This is a genomic window from Pelagibius sp. (genome assembly GCF_965227505.1).
In the GTDB taxonomy this organism is placed as follows: Bacteria; Pseudomonadota; Alphaproteobacteria; order Kiloniellales; family Kiloniellaceae; genus Pelagibius.
The window spans coordinates 4,897,973-4,917,641 of record NZ_OZ245757.1 but is presented as its reverse complement, the minus strand read 5'-3'; the positions used below and the strand labels follow the sequence as shown (position 1 = coordinate 4,917,641).

General features: G+C 66.2%; 5 protein-coding genes. All 5 read right to left on the bottom strand.

The features are described from left to right. Positions 1–146: 146 nt before the first annotated feature. On the bottom strand, positions 147–12,476 hold the full coding sequence (locus tag ACO06P_RS23130; RefSeq protein WP_420347578.1) for a VWA domain-containing protein: 12,330 nt from the start codon (positions 12,474–12,476) through the stop codon (positions 147–149). A gap of 816 nt (positions 12,477–13,292) precedes the next feature. After that, a complete protein-coding gene (locus ACO06P_RS23125) occupies positions 13,293–14,243 on the bottom strand; it encodes an OmpA family protein (protein ID WP_420347577.1) in 951 nt (316 codons plus the stop codon). Positions 14,244–14,481: 238 nt separating this feature from the next. Next, complete coding sequence (locus ACO06P_RS23120; RefSeq protein ID WP_420347576.1) at positions 14,482–17,502, bottom strand: protein kinase domain-containing protein; 3,021 nt, start codon at positions 17,500–17,502, stop codon at positions 14,482–14,484. A 91-nt stretch (positions 17,503–17,593) separates the two neighbouring features. Continuing rightward, positions 17,594–18,361, bottom strand: a complete 768-nt coding sequence (locus ACO06P_RS23115) for a PP2C family protein-serine/threonine phosphatase (protein WP_420347575.1) — start codon at positions 18,359–18,361, stop codon at positions 17,594–17,596. Between the two features lie 349 nt (positions 18,362–18,710). Continuing rightward, positions 18,711–19,604: an adenylate/guanylate cyclase domain-containing protein gene (locus ACO06P_RS23110; RefSeq protein ID WP_420347574.1), complete on the bottom strand. Its 894-nt coding sequence runs from the start codon at positions 19,602–19,604 to the stop codon at positions 18,711–18,713. Positions 19,605–19,669 lie beyond the last annotated feature (65 nt).

Sequence of the window (19,669 nt, the reverse complement as noted above, 5' to 3'; positions counted from 1 at the left end):
CGCGGAATAGAGGACCCACAGCCGCTCACATGGGCGGCCCCGCAGGCAGATACCCGCGGGGCCAAGTGCGAAGGGGATCAGCCTCAAGCCTCGGCAGCCATCGGGATCCCCGGTCAGGATGCCCGATGTCGCTGTCGGGATCCCGACTATGAAACGACGATGTTGTGCTCCGTCGTATCAAGGATGACCGTTATCGTGTCGCCCTGGATAACGCCGTCGAGGAAGGCGACATCCGTGAACGGGAGCGCACCATCCGTGCTGATCTTCAATGTCGTGCCCGCTCCATCCTGAACCGCCGAGAAGAAGTCGGCGATGGCGTCGCTGCCGTCGCTGAAACTGACAAGATCGCTGATGTCCAGAACATCGCCCTCGTCTCGGTCATAGTCGGTCACGACGTCGAAGTCCGTGCCCACCACGTGATCGGTGAAGACGAAGCTATCCGCACCATCGCCGCCGGTAAGAGTATCTGAGCCCGAGCCACCCACGAGAATGTCATCGCCGGCGCGGCCAAAGAGCGCATCGTCTCCGGCTTCGCCGAAGAGGCTGTCCGCGGCCGCTTCAGCCACGGTGGTCTGCGCAATACCGGTCGAGTCATCGCTATTGCCATCCCGGACGAAGGTTCCCACAGAGGTCGAGCCGTCGGACCACGTGACCGTGAAAGTAACGCCCCCATCCCCGAAGTCGTCACCGTCATTACCACTCAGATCGTCGACGTCGATGTTGAAGCCGAAGCCGTCGCCCGCTGTGAAGCTGTTGGCGTTAAAATCGATCTGCAGCGTAGAGCTGGTGCTGTCAGTCGGCGAGAAGCTGATGTCACCGGCAGCCAGGCCGTTCAGAGTGCCCAGGGTCGGGCCGTAGTCGCTGCTACCGGGGGATCCCGCCGGATCAAAGCGTGCGTCCGAGTCGCCGCCGGCCCTAAGGTCGATAACGATCCGGGTCACGTATTCGCCTGACGCGGCGATCGGCAGGGCGAACTGCAGGAAGTTCGTGTTGCCGGACCCGCCCTCCCCGACGGCACGGCCCACCACCCTGCGGGAGACCACATCGACGGTGTCCCGGCCGATGAGGATCTCATCGTCGGCACCGCCGGTGACGCTGTCGCCGCTCACCCGGATGACGTCAACGTTGGCGTTGCTGGAACTGAGCCCGTCGTTTTCCAGCTTGTAGGTGAAGCTGCGGTCGCCCGTGCCGGACGTCGCCGGATCGAAAACGATATCGCCTCCGGACTGGCCGACCGTGTCGCCACCGCTGGCCTGAAGATCGGTGAAGCTCGGGTCCGGATCGGATGTGTCATTATGGAGCAAGGCACTCTTGGCGACCGGCAAGGGATCGCCGGAGGTGTCATTGGTGATCACGGTGTCGGCTACGGCAATCGGCGGAGCCACGATATCGATGACCAGCGTCGCGGTATCGGTGTCGCCGTCGCCATCGACAACGGTATAGGTGAACGTCTCCTGGTCTGCCGTAGCAACCAGGGGGTCGATGCTGTAGTCGAACGCGCCGGTGGCCAGATTGACGATCAGCGTCCCGCCGGCGGCGGTCGTGAACTCGACCATGCCGTCGTCGGCACCGCCGCCGCTGGTATCGGTGTAGACGATCCCGTTGTGCTCGATCTGGACGATCGGCTCCGGTGCGCCGAAGCCGTCGGAGCCGCCAATGTCGTTGCTCAGCAGATTGCCGATGGCCACGGCGTCGGAGACCAGGCCCTCGATCAAGGTGTCCGCCAGGTCGTCGAAGTCGGTGGCCGTCAGCACATCGTCTTCACTCGCTACAATGTCAGCAGTGAAGAAGGTGACGAAATTGGACGGCGTGACACCGTCGCCGATCGCAACCGGCACCAGATCAATGTCGTTATCAAGGATGTTGTCTTTGTTGGCTGTTGTTATGCCGGCCGGGCCGGAGGTCACATTGCCGTCGCTCAGGAAGAAGATCCGGTCGGCGTGGCCCGGCAAGTCAGCGACATCGTTGCTCAGGAAGTCTGAGCCGCTGCTGAACAGGGTATCAAGCGCCGCATTGAAGTTCGTGGATCCATTGGTGTTGGAGATACCCGACGTCGTCAGCAGGTCGTCGAGGTTCTCGCTGCCGCCAATCTCGTCAAAGTCGTCGAGCCCGCTCCCGGTGCCGTCATAAAGATAGGTCCCGAAATTGGTCGCGCTGCCGGAGAAGGCAACGACGGTAAAGGCCAGATTGCCGGGATTGCCCTGGTCGATCAGCGTCTGGATGAAGGTCCGCACCGCAGCAAGCTCTTGCGCGTACTCGGTGTTGTCGATGGACCCGCTGCGGTCGATGACGATCGCAATGTTCTGCGGCCTTGCCGAGGCCTCGGCCACGGCGGTCGCCGTGTCGTCCACTGCGTCCGGCACCCCGTCCTGGATCTTGATCACAAGATCGGCACTGGACGTGTCGCCGTCGCCGTCGCTGACGACGTAGGTGAAAGTGTCCTCGACCGTCTCGTCGGTTGGCGACCCCGGCGCGCCGTGCTGCACCGACACATCCGGCGTGTAGGTGTAGTCGCCCGCGCTGCTGCCGTTGTGGCTCTCGATCTGGATTTCCAACCGGCCGAGATCGGTCTCGATGGTCAGCAGTTTGGTCGCGTTATCGTAGCTGCCTGTGGCGCTGCTTGGGGTTCCTGACACATCCAAAGTGCCGTCGTCGAGAACCGTGAAGACTTCACCGTTGACTTCGATCGATTCGATCCGTCCAAGGCCATCGGCTCCAAGGATGTCTTCACCCGCGTCGTTGGTGTCCGGCGTGTTGTCCGCACCATCCAGCACATTCCCCGAAACACTGACCGGCGGCGGCACCGTGCCCACAAGCGCATTCGCCAGGTCGGCAAAGTCGGTGACGATCACCGGCGTGTCCGGGTAGGCGACGGCCTGCAGATCCGGGTCGGTTCCGCTGATGCCGGTGCCGACACCGACGGCAATGGCGTTTGCGCCCTTGGAGTCCAGGAATGCCTCCCAAGCGGCCACCTCGCCGGGGGTCAGGCTGCTGCCGGAACCGCCACCGTCATTGACACCGTCGTTGGTCCGGGTCGTCGGCTCGCCATCGGACAGGAAATAGACCGTATTGATGTCGGTCGGCCCTGAGGCGCCCGGTGCGTAATTGGCCTGCGCCTCCGCCAGCGCGTCCTCGTAGTTGGTTGAGGCCGAGTCCGGGTTGGGATTGTTTACGATGTCCTGAACAGCGGCCTTCGCGGCGGCTGCCGTCGTGAAGACCCCTTCGACCGGCACCGCAGTCCCTGCGAAGGTCAGCAGTTGGATCGAGACATCGTTGCTGATGGCGAAGTAGGCGTCGATCAGCTCCTTCAGCGCCTCGCCGGCTGCCTGCAAACGGGTCTGCCCGCTGATTCCGGAGTCATTGTTCATGCTGCCGGAGTTATCCAGAACGAACATCAGATCGTAGCTGATCGGGGTGTTTTCCTGGACCTCCACGCAGTCGTCCATGGCCTGCGGCACGTCATCGACGACGGTGACATCAAAGCTGCCGTTTGCCGGGTCGCCGTCACTGTCGGTAACCGTGAAGTTGGCAGTGAAGTCGAAAGCGCTTTCGAGGTCGTCGCCGATCTGGTGGTCCATCTCCTCCAGCAGGGTGACCTTGTAGTTGTAGGTCACATTGCCGCTGTTTTCGACCGCTCCGGTGATTTCGACCTTGATGATGTCGACACCGCCGATGCTGGCCGTCAGGCTCTGACCGCCGTCCATGGGCGTGTAGGTGATCGTCTCGCCATTGGGCCCGGTCCCCGCGCTGATGCCGCCGGTAAACGCAAAGGCGGCCATCAGGTCGGCCGTGTCCGGCTGATCGCCGAAGAAGTCGACCGTGATGCTGCCCGTGTCCATCGGGCTGCCAGACTGGTCGCTGCCCTCCGGCACCAGATCGTCTTCATCCACCTGGCTTTTCGTCGCCGCGACGACTTCCGGTGTCGAGTCGTTGACCGTCACCGTGAAGGGGTAGACGTCCACGTCGACGTTGTCGCTCTCGTCGCACTCCTCGCCGGAGGCCCCGTTCGCGCCGCCTTCCGTCGCAGCCTCCGCCGTCGTCGTCTCGACCGTCACGGTGATCTCGCCGTCGAAACCCGCCGGCGGCGTCACGCTCAGGCTCTCCACCAGCGCCTGGACCTCTTCAAGCGAGGCCCCGGAGGTGTCGAAGGTCCAGGGACCGGTTCCCGACACGGTGATCGGTGCGGTCGGCGTCCAGCCCAGCTCGCCCGCCGAAAGCGTCACCACGACCTGGGTGATCGACTCCGAGCCGTCCGTGTCCGTCCCGCCCTGCGTCGCCGGCTGGTCCAGGTCCGGGTTCGTCGTTCCGGTCAGGCTCGTGCTGTCGCCGCCGAGGTCGATCTCCAGCTTCAGGGCGATCGGTGCATTGTCGCTGCCGGACACAGGACCGTCCTGCGTCACCTCGGAACCGTCAACAACCGCGTCCACCGGGATCGTCGCCGGCACAGGCGTCGAGGTCGAGGAACTTGACCCGTCCGTTGCCGTCGCCTGGATCGTCAGGTTCGCGTCGACGTCGCTGTTCAGGTTCGGCGTCACATCCACCGTGCCCGTCACCGCGCCAGCCGGCGGGTTGGTGATCGTCACCGTCAGAACGCCCGTCACCGCGTCGTAGGACGCCGAGAAGTCGCCTGGAGACGTCAGACCTGACAGCTCCACAGAGTCTTCGTCAACCGTCCAGGCAACCGCATCAACCGGGAAACCATCGATCACGATCTTCGTGATCCTGTCATCGCCCTCCGGCGTCGCGGAGAACGCCAGCGCACCTTCGGTGTCCTCCTTCAGGCAACCGCCGCCCTCGACACCCAGCGTCGTCTCCGGCGGCTCCGTCGTCGGATTGACCGTCACCGTGAAGGGGTAGACGTCCACATCGACGTTGTCGCTCTCGTCGCACTCCTTGTCCGAGCCGGGGTTCGGCCCGCCCTCCGTCGCAGCCTCCGCCGTCGTCGTCTCCACCGTCACGGCGATCTCGCCGTCGAAACCCGCCGGCGGCGTCACGCTCAGGCTCTTCACCAGCGCCTGGACCTCCTCAAGCGGGGCCCCGGAGGTGTCGAAGGTCCAGGTCCCGGCCGGCCCCACGACAGGCGCCGCGATGTCGCCCGAAACCGGTAGGGTCCAGCCCAGCTCGCCCTCGGAAAGCGTCACCACGACCTGGGTGATCGACTCCGAGCCATCCGTGTCCGTCCCGCCCTGCGTCGCCGGCTGGTCCGTATCCGGGTCTGCTCCGGCCAGGCTCGTGCTGTCGCCGCCGAGATCGATCGCCAGCTCCAGGGCGATCGTCGTGTCCTCGTCACCGGACGCGGGGCCCGTCTGCGTCACCTCGGAACCGTCTACAACCGCATCCACATCGACGTCGATCGTCACCGGGCCGGCCGGCGCGGACACCAGGACACCGTCCTTTGCCGTCGCCGAGACCGAAAGGTCGTCCCCGAGTTCGCTGCGCACGTCGACATCGCTGTTCGCCGGCGGCGTCAGTGTCACCGTGAACACCACGTTCTGGTCGGTTCCATCACCCGTGTAGCCGAAGTCAGGCGCAAAGATGCCGCCTGCACCGTTGTCGGAGACATCGACGCCCCAGCCCGCGTCTTGCAGCGCCTGGAATTGGGTGAAAGTGACCGTATCGACAACGTCGTCGTCCTGCGTCGACACCGTGATGCCGAACACCAGGGAGCCGTCCTCCTTGATGCAGGCCGCGTTGCCCTCAAGGTCCACGTCGATCTCAGGCGGCGTCACCGTCGGATTGACCGTCACCGTGAAGGGGTAGACGTCCACATCGACGTTGTCGGTCTCGTCGCACTCTTCGCCGGAGGTCCCGTTCGCGCCGCCCTCCGTCGCAGCCTCCGCCGTCGTCGTCTCCACCGTCACGGCGATCTCGCCGTCGAAACCCGCCGGCGGCGTCACGCTCAGGCTCTTCACCAGCGCCTGGACCTCCTCAAGCGGGGCCCCGGAGGTGTCGAAGGTCCAGGTCCCGGCCGGCCCCACGACAGGCGCCGCGATGTCGCCCGAAACCGGTAGGGTCCAGCCCAGCTCGCCCTCGGAAAGCGTCACCACGACCTGGGTGATCGACTCCGAGCCATCCGTGTCCGTCCCGCCCTGCGTCGCCGGCTGGTCCGTATCCGGGTCTGCTCCGGCCAGGCTCGTGCTGTCGCCGCCGAGATCGATCGCCAGCTCCAGGGCGATCGTCGTGTCCTCGTCACCGGACGCGGGGCCCGTCTGCGTCACCTCGGAACCGTCTACAACCGCATCCACATCGACGTCGATCGTCACCGGGCCGGCCGGCGCGGACACCAGGACACCGTCCTTTGCCGTCGCCGAGACCGAAAGGTCGTCCCCGAGTTCGCTGCGCACGTCGACATCGCTGTTCGCCGGCGGCGTCAGTGTCACCGTGAACACCACGTTCTGGTCGGTTCCATCACCCGTGTAGCCGAAGTCAGGCGCAAAGATGCCGCCTGCACCGTTGTCGGAGACATCGACGCCCCAGCCCGCGTCCTGCAACGCCTGGAATTGGGTGAAAGTGACCGTATCGACAACGTCGTCGTCCTGAGTCGACACCGTGATGTCGAACACCAGGGAGCCGTCCTCCTTGATGCAGGCCGCGTTGCCCTCGAGGTCCACGTCGATCTCAGGCGGCGTCACCGTCGGATTGACCGTCACCGTGAAGGGGTAGACGTCCACATCGACGTTGTCGGTCTCGTCGCACTCTTCGCCGGAGGTCCCGTTCGCGCCGCCCTCCGTCGCAGCCTCCGCCGTCGTCGTCTCCACCGTCACGGCGATCTCGCCGTCGAAACCCGCCGGCGGCGTCACGCTCAGGCTCTTCACCAGCGCCTGGACCTCCTCAAGCGGGGCCCCGGAGGTGTCGAAGGTCCAGGTCCCGGCCGGCCCCACGACAGGCGCCGCGATGTCGCCCGAAACCGGTAGGGTCCAGCCCAGCTCGCCCTCGGAAAGCGTCACCACGACCTGGGTGATCGACTCCGAGCCATCCGTGTCCGTCCCGCCCTGCGTCGCCGGCTGGTCCGTATCCGGGTCTGCTCCGGCCAGGCTCGTGCTGTCGCCGCCGAGATCGATCGCCAGCTCCAGGGCGATCGTCGTGTCCTCGTCACCGGACGCGGGGCCCGTCTGCGTCACCTCGGAACCGTCTACAACCGCATCCACATCGACGTCGATCGTCACCGGGCCGGCCGGCGCGGACACCAGGACACCGTCCTTTGCCGTCGCCGAGACCGAAAGGTCGTCCCCGAGTTCGCTGCGCACGTCGACATCGCTGTTCGCCGGCGGCGTCAGTGTCACCGTGAACACCACGTTCTGGTCGGTTCCATCACCCGTGTAGCCGAAGTCAGGCGCAAAGATGCCGCCTGCACCGTTGTCGGAGACATCGACGCCCCAGCCCGCGTCTTGCAGCGCCTGGAATTGGGTGAAAGTGACCGTATCGACAACGTCGTCGTCCTGCGTCGACACCGTGATGCCGAACACCAGGGAGCCGTCCTCCTTGATGCAGGCCGCGTTGCCCTCAAGGTCCACGTCGATCTCAGGCGGCGTCACCGTCGGATTGACCGTCACCGTGAAGGGGTAGACGTCCACGTCGACGTTGTCGGTCTCGTCGCACTCCTCGCCGGAGGTCCCGTTCGCGCCGCCCTCCGTCGCAGCCTCCGCCGTCGTCGTCTCCACCGTCACGGCGATCTCGCCGTCGAAACCCGCCGGCGGCGTCACGCTCAGGCTCTCCACCAGCGCCTGGACCTCCTCAAGCGAGGCCCCGGAGGTGTCGAAGGTCCAGGGGCCGGTTCCCGACACGGTGATCGGCGCGGTCGGCGTCCAGCCCAGCTCGCCCTCGGAAAGCGTCACCACGACCTGGGTGATCGACTCCGAGCCGTCCGTGTCCGTCCCGCCCTGCGTCGCCGGCTGGTCCAGGTCCGGGTCTGCTCCGGTCAGGCTCGTGCTGTCGCCGCCGAGGTCGATCTCCAGCTCCAGGGCGATCGTCGTGTCCTCGTCACCGGACGCGGGGCCCGACTGCGTCACCTCGGAACCGTCGACAACCGCGTCCACATCGACGTCGATCGTCACCGGATCGCTGGGCGCCGTATCGCCGCTCTGCGGGTCCTTCGCTGTCGCAGAGACCGAAAGATCGCTGCCCACCACATTCGCCACATCGACATCGCTGTTCGCCGGCGGCGTCAGTGTCACCGTGAAGACCACGTTCTGGTCGGTTCCATCACCCGTGTAGCCGAAGTCAGGGGCAAAGCTGCCGCCTGCGCCGTTGTCGGAGACATCGACGCCCCAGCCCGCGTCTTGCAACGCCTGGAATTGAGTGAAAGTGACCGTATCGACAACATCGTCACCCTGGGCGTCCACCGTCACCGTGAACTGGCCCTCGCCGTCCTCCTTGATGCACAGCGGCTGGCCCTCGAGGCTCACCGAAACCACCGGCGGCAGGGCCGGATCCAGCGTCACCGTGTCGGTCGCCTGCTCCGTAGCCTCGTTGTCACCCGTGTCCTTCTCCTGATCCGGCGCCGGCGTGTTGGTCTCGACCGCCTTGGCCTCCGCAGACCAGGTCACGGGCTGTTCAACCGTCAGCGGATCGTCCGCCTCAACCTGCAGGCTCGCCTCAAGCGTCCCGCCCGTCACCGTCCAGGTGATGGTGTCGCCGACCTGCGTGCCGCCGTCGAAGCCCGTCACCGTGAAGCCCAGGGGGACCGTCACCGTCACCGTGTGCGTCTCCGAACCATCGGTGAAGTCGCCGAAGGTCGCGTTCACCTTCACCGTACCCGCCTCGCCCGGCGCGAAGGCCTTGTCACCGCTGGCGCTCTCGGCATCGATGAAAACCGACACCGCATCGGCAACCGCGTCCACATCGACATCAATCGTCACCGGATCGCTGGGCGCCGTATCGCCGCTCTGCAGGTCCCTCGCTGTCGCAGAGACCGAAAGGTCGCTGCCCAGCACACTCGCCACATCGACGTCGCTGTCCGCCGGCGGGGTCAGCGTCACCGTGAAAACCACCGACTGATCGGTACCATCGCCCGTGTAGCCGAAGTCAGGCGCAAAGCTGCCGCCTGCGCCGTTGTCGGAGACATCGACGCCCCAGCCCGCGTCTTGCAACGCCTGGAATTGAGTGAAAGTGACCGTATCGACGACATCGTCACCCTGGGCGTCCACCGTCACCGTGAACTGGCCCTCGCCGTCCTCCTTGATGCACAGCGGCTGGCCCTCGAGGCTCACCGAAACCACCGGCGGCAGCGCCGGGTCCAGTGTCACGTCATCCTCGGCCGTCGCAACGGCCTCGTTGTTCCGGGTGGTGCACTCGGCATCGCCGGCGTCATGGTCGGTGTTTTCGTTCTGCTCGACGGCTTTCGCCTCGGCTTTCCAGACCACAGTCTCGTCGACGGTCAGGTCGTCGTTGGCGACAACGCCGAGCTGCGCCTCGAAGGTGCCGCCGGTCACCGTCCAACTGATGGTGTCGTCGACCAGATTTCCGCCAGCGAAGTCCGTCACCGTGAAGCCGAAGGGGACCTTCACCGTCACCGTGTGGACCTCGGAACCGTCGGTGAAGTCGCCGAAGGTCGCGTTCACCTTCACCGTGCCCGCCTCGCCCGGCGCAAAGGCCTCGTCGCCACTGGCGCTGACGGCATCGACGCTGACCGTCACCGGATCGGCCACCGCGTCGAGCACTACGTTGATGACAGCGTCGGTGACGTAGGTGTCGACCAGGGCCCCGAAGCCGTCGTCATCGTATTCGGTGGTGGTGGTCTGGATGGCAATCGAGAAATCGTCGTCGCTGTCCTGCGGCACCTTTACGAAGATGCCGGAGACATCCACGGACTCCGGGGCCGGCTCCGCGAAGGTCAGGACCAGCCGGTCGTCGTCAAAGGAGATCACGCCGCCGGAGACCATAGCGTCGACCGCAAGCGGGTCGCCCTCGGCGTCGACGAACATCGTGCCCTCGGCGGCGCCGTCCAGGCTGAAGGTGATCTTCGTGATCCTCTCGGAACCGTCGAAGTCCTGGGCGGCCGCCGAGAACAGGACCGGCACGCTCAGCGGCCCGGCTTCGCCCTGCCCATCGACCGAGCCCGCACCGTCCTCGAAGAGCTTCAGGGTCAGGCTGTTGCCGTCGCCCTGCGGCGTCTCCTCATCGCTGCAGGCCAGCGGACAGCCGTCAAGCTCACTGTAATCACCGAAGGTCACCGCGGCCGGGCCGGCCACGCCCTGCACCTGCACGTCGAAGCTGGTCTCGGTGGTCTTCGAATAGAGGGTGACTCCCCCTTCGGCATTCACCTCGGCGGTGGTCACCGCGAAGTTGACGGTGAAGTCGCTGCTGTCGTCGACCGGCAGCTTCACCCCGATCAGGCCGGAGAGATCCAGGTCCAGCCCCGCCTCAGGCGGATCGAAGGTCAGGGTCAGCACCGGCCCAACGATGGAGACATCGGCGGTGACAGTGCCGTCGCCGACGGGGATATCCAAAGTGTCGACCAGCAGATTGCCCTCTGCGTCGACGAACATCGCCGCTTCGTCGGCGCCTTCGAGCGACAGCACGATCTTGGTGATGGCCTCGGAGCCGTCCTTGTCGATCAGAGCCGCGCCGAGGCTGGAGAGGGGAATCGTCAGCGGCGTTTCACCTGTGTCCTCGCCGTGATTGGCCGGATCGGTTTCATCATCCTCGGCAAAAACCAGAGGCTCGTCCGGAACGGTCAGCTCGGCGCCGTCGGCAATCGCCTTCACTTCGACGTTCAGCACTGCCTGATGCGTGGCTTCGTTGTTCTCGAGGGTCAGCTCGCCGTCGATGTCGAACTCGACCGCCGTCACCTCCAGGTTCAGCTGGAAGTCGTCGTCGCTGTGCTGCGGCAGGCGCACCTGGAACGGGGTCTCGGACTCGCCGGACAGGTCTACGGACTGCACCCGCAATGCCGGATCGAAGGACAGCGTGAGAACACCGTCGACAATCTCGATGGTCGCGGTGGCAGGGCCGCTCGTGCCGTCGGCGAACTCTGCGGAGACCATGACGGTATCGCCGTGGACCAGCACCTGTGCGCCGATCATGAAGTTGGTCGCTGTTGCGTCGGCGACAGCGGACAGCCCAACCGCGAGGCCCTCGGGATCGTCGCCCGGGGAACCGTCTTCGGTGGTCGTCGCCACGGTCAGCTTCGTCAGGCTCTCCGAGCCGTCTTCATCGGTCACCGCCGCAACGAAGCCGGCGCCGAAAATCGGCTCCCGGTCGAGGTAGCAGTCGGCCTCGTCCTTCTGGTCGCGGTCCTGGGAATCGTCGGGGTATTCGTGGTCGCCCCCGACCGGAACACCGTTGTCCTCGTCGTAGGTCAGCGTGGCGGAGGGAACCTTGCAGTCGTCGCCTTCGTGGCCGCCGCCCTCGCCGCCGCCGTAGTCGCCGCCGTAGTCGCCGCCGTAGTCGCCCTGGTAGCCGTCCTGGTAGTCGAGGTAGTCCGGCCCGTCCTCCGCGTCGCCGTCCAGCATGAACTCGGGATTGTCCGCGACGGAGTCGATGATCGCCGTCGCCGAGCCGCTGATCTCGGCAGTCAGGCCGCTGTCGGGGTCGATGATGGTCGCAGTCACCGTCAGCGGAATATCGTCGCCGCTGTCGGGCGGCGGCAGCAGAAAGAGGCCGGAGGCCAGGTCGGCCGGAGTCAGGAGCGGCGAGGACCCGCCCACCACGGGAACTTCATCGGTAATGTCAGGGCCACCGACGAACAGCCGCGCGCCTTCGGGAATGCCGGACAGCGTCAGCGACTGCAGTTCTTCGTTGTCGGCGGGCGTGAAGCCGATGATGACCTCCATGGGCAAGGTCTCGCCCTTGCAGTCATCCTGATTGGGCTGCCAGTCCTCGAAGCCGCCCTCGAAGGTCTCGATGGAGCCTTCGCCGCCATCGGTCCGGAAGGTGAGCGTCAGCGCGCCTTCGGCCTCGTCCAGAATGGTCGGATCGTCGTCCAGGGCGATCAGGCCGAACTCGAGGGCGGTGGGCGGGATGACGCCCTGTGCGGCCAGCAGATCGATGATGCTGCCCAGGTTGTCGACGTACTGGGTCGCGCCACCGCCGATCGCCTGTGCGCCCGCCGCGGTCTCCAGCGTGGTGTCGTCCGTACCGGCCAGGGCCAGGGCCTGGTTGACGAGCGTTCCGGCGGCAATGTCGATGCCGGCGACCTGAAAGCTGGTGCCTTCCGTCGCTGCGTCGGAGGCCAGATCCTCGAAGACAATGCGGCTGTCCGGAACGCCGTCGCCATTATCGTCGAAGCCCAGCACCAGATCGTCGCCGACCAGCAGGACCTGAGCGGCGGCCGGATCGAAGTCCAGCACGAAGGTCTGGCCGGCGGGCTCGGTGATGACAAGGGTGTCGCCCGGCGCGGGTCGGCTCAGCGATTGCGGCGCCTGCGCCTGACCAACGGCCTCTCCGGCCGCTGCGTTAACCAGGCTTTCATCGGCCTCGGCCGTCTCCCCGCCCTGATCGATTCCGCCAAGACGCTCCAGATCTTCGTTGGACATCACCCATCTCCCACCGTTTTAGGCGTCAAAGAGAGGGGCGCACCGAACGCGCCGTTCGGTGCGGTTAACTATGCCTTCGCGTCAGGCGCGAGCACCCCTGCCTTTGAGCGCGAGGAGTTTGTGGCATTAATAAGTTATTTACAAGAAAACTTGGTGCTAATACTATGTATTATTGTATGTGTTTCTCGCGAGACGTGGTTAATCCTGCGTTAGTGCTCGCGAGGCTCGAGATTTCTTCGCTTCTCAGTTAATTCAATCGCTTACAGTTTAGGACTGCCCAGGCTCCAGGCGTCACCCTGGCGGCGGAATCCTGGGATTGTCACAGGATCGGACAGTCCGAGCGGCCGACAACGGCCCCTGCCAGCGCGTCTGCCGAGGTCCGCGGTCGCCGTGATCGCCTTAACCATATTCGCGCCAGGATTGCAGCCACCAGACCTGCAAGGCGATGCCCCTATGCCGGGCCCTTTGCCGGTCTATGAATTGTTGAGGCTCCTTCTTCGGGGAAATCCGGGCGAGTAGGCCGGAAGAGGCAGACCGGAATTTGAGGGGGAGGCAGCGAAGGCGGTCCGTCGACCCACCGATGCCGCTGGAACGCCTGGCATGAGCGCAGGATCGCATGCCACGCGAAACCGCCACATGCGTCCGCCACAGAGGATCGCCACAAGGGGCCGGACCCGGGCATGGACTTCCGTCATGGAACCCCGGCGCCATGGAACCCCGGCATAGAAAAAGCCCCTGCGAAACGCGTCTCGCAGGGGCCTTGTCTGATCGAGCCCGGTCGGCGCTCGCATGAGCGCCAACCGGGACATCGGGTCGTCAGTTCAACTCGATTACGACCGCGCGGTTGCCTTCCTCGCGGACGCCGTCGCCGGTCGGGATCAGCAGCTGGGTTTCACCCACGCCGCGGCCTGAAACGCGGATCGCATCCACGCCGCCGGAAACCAGCTCGTCGATGACGCGGTTGGCGCGCCGCTCGGAGAGGGTCTGGTTATACGCGACCGCGCCCGAGCTGTCGGCGTGGCCGGTGATGTCAACGGAGGCGTTCGGGTTGGCCAGAGCTGCGCGCAGAGCTTCCGAAACGATGGTGGAATTACCCGGCGCGTAGTTGGTGCTGTCGAAATCGAAGAGAACGATGAACTGATCGGCCGTCGGGGTTGCGGCCACCACGGCCGGAGCCGGGGTCTCGTAGTTGATGTCGGAGAGCGCGAAGTTGGCCTGCGCTTCCACCGCGGCCATGGCCGATTCGAATTCGGCGCGGCAGCCCTCGGCATCGCCGGTGCGGCCGTCTTCGGTCGCCTCGATCCAGCAGTCGTACTTGACCTGGGCGAAGGATGCGTCCGCCGGCGCGAGATAACGCGCCCCGCGGTCGAAGCCACTGCGCAGCCGCTCAAGCGCCGTCTGGAAGGTCTCCGCCTGCTCCTCGGTCAACTCCCGATCCATCGGCGCCTCCGGCAGAACCAGCGAGTTCTTGGCTGCCGTGCGGGCCTTGTGATTGAAGTGCTCACCGTCAGCGAAGTCCCAGTCGGCCCCCAGCCAAGCATCCGAGCGCTCCTCGGACAGCTCCGCATAGCCGGCCTGGAGCCCCTGGTTAAAGGCAATCCCGTTGGATTCCAGATCAAGCCCGCTGCGCGTGTCGAACACGCTGCCGAACGGATGATCCCAAAAATCGGTGCCGGGAACGTTGAACGGCGTAATCGCGTAGGCCGGCGCAGCCATCGACACTGCGACCGCCAAGCTGGCGCCAACGAAAAATCCCTTCGCCTTCATATCGGCTTTCCCCTTTAGATAAATCCCCTGCATGCGGCACCCTGCATGGAACGCAGAGCGCCTGACAGAATACATGATTAACACATCGGCTAGCGGTATAGCCAGATTCTCAGAAAGGTGCAAGCAAAGGTCTTGCAAGAGATTGAATTACCATGGATTTGCAAAATTGCGGTCACGGGCCGCGCAACCTCTCGCCTCACGGTCAGTTCACAGCCGACCCACAACCTATAGGATAAAATCAGTTTGCCGGGTTCACCAGGCCGCGGCGCACGAGCCCATCGAGCCTGCCTTTGGCCTGACGGTCCCCCTGTGCGACCGCCAGGCGATACCATTTCGCAGCCTCCTGCGGGTCGGCCGCGACGCCCTGCCCCGTTTCGTAGAGCAGACCGAGGTTGTACTGGGCCTGCTGCAGGCCCTGCGCCGCCGCTTCGCGCCACCACCGGGCAGCCTGGGCCGGGTCCCGCCGCACCCCCTCGCCGTTCATGTAGTAGAAGCCCAGATTCGACTGCGCGCGCGCCTCGCCTTGCTGCGCCGCCATCTCGGTCCAGCGAACGGCCTCCTCGAGGTCCCGGGCTACGCCCTGGCCACGGTAGTACCGAAGCCCGAGGCTTGCCTGGGCCAGCGGGTCGCCGCCCTCGGCGATGCGCCGCAGCCGGTCGAGTTCGCTCTCTCCCGGCAGAGACGCCTGCTGTTCGACCGCCGGAGCCGTGACGGTCCGCTGCTCGGCAACCGCGCGGGCACGGGCCGCGGCCTCCTGGGCGGCCTGCCGCTCGGCGGCCAGACGCTGCTCCTCGGCCGCGCGGGCCGCAGCCTCTGCCGCGGCGCGCTCCGCCGCCTGCGCTTCGGCTTCGGCGCGCGGCCCCGCCGCTTCCTCCGCCAGACCCTCGCGCTCCGCATCGCTCAGGTAGCCGGTCACGTCCAGTCCGGCAACCTGCTGATAGCGTTCGATTCCCGCACGCGTGCCGGGCCCGAAGCTGCCGTCGATCCCGCCGCGATAATGACCCAGAGCCTGAAGGTCCCGCTGAATGTCGCGTTTCTGCTCCCGGCTCAGCTGTGCTTCGGCTGCCTGTAGGGCCAGGAGGCGCAGTTCCACGGCAGAGGGTTGGGGGGGCTGGGGCTCGGCGGGCGCCTCCACATCCTCCTCCGGCGCGCCGGGCTCGGGCAGTGCCGCCACCTGGTCCGCCTCGGTTTCCTCCGCTGCCGCAGCTTCACCGCCGGCTTCGGATGCCGCCACCGTATCCGGGGCTGTCGCTTCGGGGGCTGTCGCTTCTGGAGCCGTTGCTTCGGCAATCGGTGCTTCGGGGATCGCTGCGGGCTCTTCGGCGCCCTCGGGCGCGGCGGCTGCAGTCCGTTGCTCGGCGGGGCCGTCCTCGCCGGAACTGTCCTCTCCGGAACTGTCCTCGCCGGCCTCCGGCGGCGGCCCGCCGGCAGGCGACACTTCCGCAACCTCGTCATTCACCGCTTCCGGCGAGGCAGATGGCTCGGACAGTGGCGCATCGCTGCTCTCCGCCTGGGAGACGGAAACCGGCGGGACGGGCTGAGCCTCGGCCGTCGCAGCTGCCGGTGTCATGACCTCGGCCGCCGGGGTCTCGGGTGTCGGGGTCTCGGGTGTCGGGGTCTCGGGTGCCGGGGTCTCGGCGATCGTGGCTTCCGCGCCCTCGGTTGCGGGAGTCTCCGCCGCACTGCCGGCGGCGTCTGCCGCCGTCTCGCCCGTGTCGGCTTGGCCCGCTTCCGTCGGCGAGGTCGTTGCGCGCTCCTGCGCAACAGCTTCAGCCGTATCGGCCGGCCGGGGCGGTGTTTGCAGACCCGGCTCCGCGGCCTCTTCTGCCGGATCCTCGGGAGAGGAAGCGGCCGTGGTCGCGGGCACTTCGTCCTGCACGGTTGACGCCTCTTCCCCGGCAGGTACAGGCTCAGGGGGCGCAGGCTCGGCGACTTCAGCCGTCTGGGCCGGTGCGGCGGCAGGTTCGGGCTCAGGCTCGGCAACGGTCGGTTCGGGCCCGGCGCTGTCGACTTCCGCGGTGGCCTCCTCGCCTTCCGCGACCGCCGGAGCGTCGGCGCTCTCCGCCGCTGTTACAGCGGTCTCACCCGGTGCAGGCGGTTCGCCCGCGTCGGTCACCAGATCAGCGATACCGCTATCGGCCTCAGCAATCGCTTGCGGTTGATCCCCCTGCTGGGTGGACTGCCAGGCGAAATAGCCGCCGCCGGCGGCCAGGATCACACCGGCTGCCAGGGCCGGCCACAGCCAGGGGCGGTCCGCAGAAGCGGCAGAGGCTGCACGCACCGGCGGGTCCGCAGCCAGCGGTGCGGCTTCGGCCGCAGCCGGTGGGGCCGAAGCCGCGGCGGCCTCGGCTTCGGCCTCCCGGGCCGCCAGGTTCCTATCCAGGCCGATGACTTCCCGCATGCTCTGCGGCCGGTCCGCCGGGTCCGGCTGCAGCATCGCGCCCAGTTCGTTGCGCAGGATTTCGGGGACGGAGGTGAAGTCGGGTATCTGCTTGCGCGCCTCGATCACAGAGACCAGGGATTCGTTGATCTCGCCCATGTTGAGCGCACGGCCGGTGCCCGCAGTCGCCAGCACCAGGCCCAGGCTGTAAATGTCGGAGCGCGCATCGACCTGCCCGCCATAAAGGCCGATCTGTTCCGGCGAGGCGTAGGCGTAGCGGCCGGCGAAGTCGTCGCCGATGATGGTGGTTGCCGAGGAATCCGCCAGCTTGGCGATACCGAAGTCGATGATCTTGGCCTGGGACAGCTCACCTTGGCCGAGGATGATGTTGTCCGGCGACATATCGCGATGAATGACGCCCTTGTCATGGGCTGCCGCCAAGCCATGGGCCAAGCGGTCCCTGAGCGCCCGCACCTCCTCCGGCGAGAGGATACGGTCCGACAGGTATTCGGTGAGCGAAGGCCCGTCGACGAACTCCATCACCAGATAGACCCGGCCCTCTTCGTCCCGCAGCACGCCGTCGTAGCCTACGATGGCGTCATCGCGCACGGTGCGGAGCACCGACGCCTCGCGGCGGAAGAGCTCCATGATCTTCTCGTTGTTGGCGAGGTCGGGCCGGACGATCTTGATCGCGTGCTGGGTGCCGATTTCCGTATGGGTGGTGCGATAGACCTCGCCCATGCCGCCGCGCGCCAGCAGAGCCTCGACCCGGTAGGTATAGCTGATCAGGGTACCGACTTCGAAGATCCCGGGAAGACCGGGGTCGCCGCGCCCGGACGAGCGGCCCCGCGATCCTCCACCCCTCGAATCGTCGCTCATCGACCCTGTCCTCCTGACCAGGCTGAATTACCGCCGGACATGTCTTTGCACCCCTGGGCCCTTCATCCGCAACCCCTCATGCCGCAGTCCCTCATGCCGCAGTCCGGGAGGGCGCCCCGATCAGCACCACTGTGACGTTGTCGTTGCCGCCATGATCCAATGCCATGGCCACCAGCTTGTCGACGGCGCGCTGCCCGCCGGCCTCAGCGGACGGCCCCCCCGTCATCTCGCCGGACAACACCTGCGCGATGTCCTGATCCTCCACCTCCGAGGTCAGTCCGTCGCTGCACAGCAGAATGCCCTCACCCGGGCGCAGCGACCCGGTCACCTGATCGGGAGCGGCGGCGGTGCCGTCCGGCCCGCCCAAAACCCGGGTGATGACGCTGCGGCGCGGGTGGCTGCGGGCTTCCTGCTCCGTAATCAGGCCGGCGTCAACGAGTTCCTGTACGCGCGAATGATCGTGGGACAGACGCTGCAGCCCGTCGCCCCAGAGATAGGCCCGCGCATCGCCAACCCAGGCAACGCTGTAATCGCTGCCGGAAACCTGTGCCGCCACGACCGTGGATCCCATCCCCCGCTTTCCCTCGCCCGACCTGACCGCATCCAGAATCGAGCGGTTGGCCTCGGCAATGGCCTCTTCCAGAGCCAAGCCGCGCTCGACAGAGCGGGTCATTACATCGACGACGATGGAACTGGCCTTGTCCCCGGCGGCGGCGCCGCCCATGCCGTCGGCAACGACCCAGAGGCCCAGGTCTTCCCGCAGGGCATAGCTGTCCTCATTGTGGCGGCGGACCCGGCCCACGTCGCTGAGGTGCCCCAGGGTGGCCGCTGCCGGCCCGCCGGCGGCCGGTCCCGCCATCGCGCCGGCTCTGCTGTCTTGTCTACCGTCTTGCGGCATCGTCCTCTGGCCCGTCAAAGCGGCCCGGCAGGCCTTGCAGGATGCGCGGCACCATCGCGCAAGCCCTCCGCACCACGTCCGCGGTTCGGCCTTCGCTCAACGGCGTTGCCCGCAGTGACAAAACCCACCCCCTGTCTCTCCCAAAGCGATTATGGAACAGCGACTTGCCGTGGTAAAGCCGCCGCTCGGCACGCGCAGTCGCCGCCATCGTCGCGTCGCTCCGCCCGGCGAAGCGAAACGGCAGGGCGCCAGCGGCGAGGCGACCCGCTTCAGATCGGAGTCTTGGTTCAGTGGCCGGGACAAGGCCGGATCAGGGCAGGTTGAATCGGATCTCATCGTCGCCGGCGAGCTCCGGCTCCCGCCCCAGGAAGATGCCGCCGCGGCCGACGAGTTGCACCATCTCGCGCTTCACGTAGGCGACATCGCCGGTCTCGCTGCGCACATAGGTGCCGTTGGTGCTGTGATCCTTGAGGAAGACCTTGCCGCGCACGGCCTGGATCGTGGCATGGCGGCGCGATGCATAGGAACTATCGACCGTCAGATCGCAGCTGTCCTGGCGCCCGACGACGAACTCCGCCATGGGCTCCTCCAGGCTGAAGGTCTCACCGCGGTAGGCCAGATCCAGGCGCAGCCTGTCGCTCTCGGCGGCCAGCAGCGGTCCGCTGATCACCGTGGCGTTTTCGTCTTCGGTGACCACCTCGTAGATCGCGACAGGATCTCTCTTGCCCTTCATCGCCGCCTTGTCGATCCAGCGGGTCGAACTGCGGAAGGGCGGCGAAAGGCGCACCACCGTGTCCTCCGTCACCAGGATCTCGCCCGCCTTGGCGAGGTCCGTCACACGGGCGGCCACGTTGACCGTGTCGCCGTAAAAATCTCCCGAATCCTCGATGACGGGGCCGAAATGGAAGCCGGCATGGATCGACACCTGCCCATGCTTATGGGCGTCGCGCATGAGGGTGGCGGCGCGAAAGGCCTCGTCAGGGGTCGCAAAAACGCACATGACGCCATCGCCGGAGGTCTTCACCACGCGCCCGCCGGCCATCCCGGCCTTGGCGTCGAGCACGGTCAGGCATTCCGCAGTCAGACGATGTGCGGTTTCGTCGCCATAGACCTCGTAAAGCTTGGTGCTGCCGTCGATATCGGCAAACAGCACGGCGAGAGTCTGGCCGTCCTTGTCGGAACCGTCCGAAGACCCGTCATTCATGAAACACTGCAAATCCTTCTTTAAGGAGCGGCGACAGGCGACTGTCTAGCAAAACCCCTTGGCGC